Below are 4033 nucleotides of genomic sequence, written 5' to 3'. Positions count from 1 at the left end.
ACAGAAACCGCAGATGTCAGACAGATAAACACAGATAAACGCAGATAATTTTAGGATGTTTTCCGATTTTTGCAATCTTGTCTAATGACTAATGACTAATGACTAATGACTAATGACTAATCACTAATGACTAAACAAACTTTTTCGCCTCAGCCAAAGCCGCCTCAAACTTGAGAAATACATCCTTTTCGGTGTGAATAACTTTCTCTTGTTCCAGCAGCGGGCGACCAAAACGAAAAATGCCGTCTTGTTCTACGTGGTCAACAGCAGGAAGCGTTTCGGGATGCGGTAAGAATTTTCGGCCTATCGTGTACGGCGTATGGTAAGAAAAACTAAAATCGGGAAACTTGTCGCTTTTGATTTCCAGGTAGTAAAGCGAATAATAATCTTTGGTTTCGCAGTACACGCATTCGCGACACTTATTTACGAGTTTCCGGTTCTGATAGAAAAAATCCCACTTATCCCAATAGTAGTCATCTTTCATCATGTCCTGGTGGTCGTCGCACAGTTCGAGATATAATTTATCAGCATCGGGAGGACGGTAAAAGTAAAGCATAGCGTAGGGCATTTCAATCAGTAACTTGACTGCTTGATTTTTGCGCTGGTACCATTGCTGCTGGTTAGTCTCGTAGATTTCGTTAGATGTAGTTGATTTAAAGCTGTTGAGCTGATTTTCTTTAGCCCACCGCGACGCCCAAACTGTCCAGTAAGCTAACTGGAAAGTTGCTGAAATTTCCGCCGAACCTTGTTCTTTCCAGTCAGCAATAATTTTTTCCCAAGCTGAACTAAAAGCTATTCGAGATTGTTCGTTTTGTGCGGGGTTTTCTGTATTGATTTTGGTGGCTGTCGTGCCATGATTTTTAATCAGCCCTTTGGGTTCTTGGCGCCACTTGTTGATGTCTGTTGGCGTGAGAGTTAAGATGAATCTTCGGTCGTGAACGGGATATTCTAAATGAATTCCAGATTTGCGGAAAGAGCGGTATTCTAAGATAGGCAGCTTGCCTTGTTCGATCCACTGCTGGCGTTCTGCTGCCGAACACTTGAGCATTGCTTCTAATTCTACAGGATCGACGGCTAATTCACTTTTGAATGTCTCCCAAAATCTTTCTTGTTCGGCTGCGTTTATTTCTAGCACGGATAGAATTTGGTTTACTATGCAATCTGTTTGATCTTGGCAATTGTCGGGAAGTCCTAAGAAGTCGAGGAGTTTTGCCTTGAGTATGGGTCTGGAAGAGATTAGCTCGGCTAACATGAGAAGCTCCAGTAGAGTCTGAAATTGCGCTTGAATTCGCAAGATTTGCGCAAGTCTTATATATCTTAATAGATTCTCTTGAGTTGTCGGCAATTGAATTCAAATCCGATCGCCAATTGTAACCGATATTCTCCGAGGTATGTCGATTTTACCGGATTTGACCCGTCAGCTACGGGAGCATCCCAGCCATTTCTAAGCAAAAATACCCAAATCCCGGTCGCCCGGTGGATTCACGCTGCTGCACGACCGGGCGGCGAAATCGGCTAAAATCGATACTTGCGATCGCGCACCCACAAACTCACAGGCACAGCATGGCCTGTTTTGTCAACCTTTACTTCTACGACAAAAGACTGCCGCTGCTTCCGTTGAGCTTCGCTAATCTCCTGATTTACTTTTTCCCTTTCATTCTCGGGCATATAATAAGTTTCCAAGCCGTATTCCATCCACGAACCGTTATATTTGCCTTGAATTGCGATTTGATTTGCAGGCAAATTGGCGGGATTGGCCAGACTTACGCCTGTGGGTTTCCAAGCTTGGGGGCGACCGGAATTTGTGATAGTTTTTGGCGCCTCTAAGATTACATAAAATATCGTATTTTCCTTGATATTGTACGTATTTTGAGTACAAACGATTCCGGGCGGACAAGGTTTTTTTGCAGCCGCTAAATCTTTCGAGCCGGGGAGCTTTTCGAGATTGGCGAGACTGGAAATATCATAGCTCAAAACTTGGTAATAACCGCGCAAAAAGTCGTAAGGGTCTATCGGTGCAGTTTGCAAAATAACTGTTTTACCAGTAACAAAAGTGTAAACTGCTTGGGCGGGAACTGCGGCAATCAGCCCGATTTGTAGAATCAACGGAACCCACAGCCGCCACCCAGGGAGGCGTTTGGCAGGGGGGGGAAGCACGAAGGATTCTGGCTCAATTAAAGTGTTAGGTGTGACCGATTTTTCATTCATATTAGTAGTTGGAATTTGGCAAGGAAAATTTGTAATTAATTAGCCGAATAATATCGTTTGGTTTCTGATTAAAACAATAATTTTTCGAGTGCGAGCCTCTCCCATGGCGAGAGATAGGCAAGGGGGGTAGCTCGCAATGACTCCTAATCATCGTTAATTTGAAGGAAGTGTTTCTCAAACCACAAACCAGCCGCAATTACGCCAATGCCGCACAAAACAAATACAAAGGATTTCAGCAATAATTCTGTGTTATATTCAAACAAGCGACTGATAACTTGCAGTGCAATCAATACCATTCCTCCCCAAAAACTCTGGCGGTTTCCTAAAGCTAAACCTTCTCGGAGCAAACCGACTGCGAGCAGAAATGATAAAACATTAAACAGAAAAGTTGCTAGTTGAGGAATCGGAGTAATACTCAGGTGAAAAAACGGCATCAAGGCGCTGGCGAGGATGAAAAATGCGATCGCACCTGTAGTCAAATTCACTTTTTTTCGCGTGCGGCGGCTCATCTCCAAACGTCCCAAATGCAGCCACTCAAACACTGCTAAAGCACCCAAAACCGCCGCATTTGCCAACAAAACCCAATCAGGCCCGGTTTGCCCCGGAGTCGGCAAATCTTGCCAAAACCAGTGGAAAGAAAGAATATAAAACAGACCGGCAAAATAGAGCAGCGCTAAATTGCGGGCGGTAGGTTGAAACAGCCTGCTTTGTACTTTCGGCCACATCGCATCGTCGTATCCCCACAGCAAAGCGGGCGGTAGGGCGCAAAACATTGCTGCACCCCAGCCGGTATTTGTGGCTTGGGCAATAGAAACTTGTAGAGAGAAAATTATGGCGATCGCACCTATAGCAAAAATAACACGCGATCGACACCAATAGGCGATCGGCACAAACATCAAACTCGCAGCAATTGGCATTTGGCGCACCAAAACTTGCAGCCAAGAAAACTCGACTTGAGAAGACCAATCTAACACCGCCAGCCAATAGCCGAAACCGACTAAAAGTGCTGACAAAACGCCTAACGAAGTCAACCGCAAACTGTAAGCCATTCCTAGCACGCCGATTCCCCAAACTAAGAAAAGTCCGGAAGCAGAACCGCCGATGTGGAACATTTGTGCCATCAGTGCCATATTTGCTCCTAAAATCAGAGATCCTAACAGCAAAAATCCTTCACCTAAAAGTTGGTTTCGCCCTTTTATGAGAGGTAAAATATTTTGATTTAAGTTTTTGTTTTGGGAAGGGGGAACGCGCCACAAATAAAAACCTGCCGCATTGATTGCGACGAAAAGGCTCAGCAGCATTGCAACTCTGAATTCGCGCGACCAAATTTGCCAGTTTGCTGCTACAAAAGTGATAACTCCTATGCCGAGAAGAATGCCGCCGAGACTCATCAGAATGCTGAGAAAGCGGTTGCGGGAAGCGGTTTCGAGGGTATGAAATTGATAGCGCTCCGAAAGTTGTTGGTAGAGGGAAGAGTCGATGAGTCCTTCTGCTGTCCAGAGTTTCGCTTCTGCGCGCAACTCGCGCCTAAATTTATCTGAAATCATGTTGAATATTCCAGAGAATTTGAACTGTGATAGTTATTAATTTGACACTTATGGGCGGATTGTCGCTGGATGTTGGGACACATTTTAAACTTGCACATCAAAAACTAAAACGGCGGTTAAAACCAGGTTTATACAAACAAAACCTGAATTCATAGGAGTTGAATAACGGCGGTAAAAATGCGGTAAAAATTACCAGAAAAAATTGGTTGAAAGCCCGCCCGCAGGAGCGGGATCAATTAAAATCAGACTATTCATTACTCCAATCCTCGGACTTAAGG

Annotated in this window: 3 protein-coding genes; all 3 read right to left on the bottom strand. The window is 44.5% G+C overall.

The window, feature by feature from the left end:
- Window positions 1–130 precede the first annotated feature (130 nt).
- The gene (locus QT974_RS32080; RefSeq protein ID WP_333472413.1) at window positions 131–1252 is read right to left on the bottom strand and encodes a hypothetical protein; all 1122 of its coding nucleotides are present in this window, start codon (window positions 1250–1252) and stop codon (window positions 131–133) included.
- Window positions 1253–1515: 263 nt separating this feature from the next.
- Window positions 1516–2208, bottom strand: coding sequence for a GDYXXLXY domain-containing protein (locus tag QT974_RS32075; protein WP_333472412.1), 693 nt, complete (start codon window positions 2206–2208; stop codon window positions 1516–1518).
- Between the two features lie 143 nt (window positions 2209–2351).
- A complete protein-coding gene (locus tag QT974_RS32070) occupies window positions 2352–3755 on the bottom strand; it encodes a DUF2157 domain-containing protein (protein ID WP_333472411.1) in 1404 nt (467 codons plus the stop codon).
- Between the last annotated feature and the right edge of the window lie 278 nt (window positions 3756–4033).

The organism is Microcoleus sp. BM001215392 (genome assembly GCF_036700185.1).
GTDB lineage: Bacteria > Cyanobacteriota > Cyanobacteriia > Cyanobacteriales > Microcoleaceae > Microcoleus.
Note: the sequence above shows the minus strand (reverse complement) of the source record. Positions and strands in the feature narration are given on the sequence as shown.

Coding starts and splice junctions, on each gene's coding strand:
- QT974_RS32080 (WP_333472413.1), bottom strand. CDS start 1,252: ATGTTAGCCGAGCTAATCTCTTCCAGACCCATACTCAAGGCAAAACTC.
- QT974_RS32075 (WP_333472412.1), bottom strand. CDS start 2,208: ATGAATGAAAAATCGGTCACACCTAACACTTTAATTGAGCCAGAATCC.
- QT974_RS32070 (WP_333472411.1), bottom strand. CDS start 3,755: ATGATTTCAGATAAATTTAGGCGCGAGTTGCGCGCAGAAGCGAAACTC.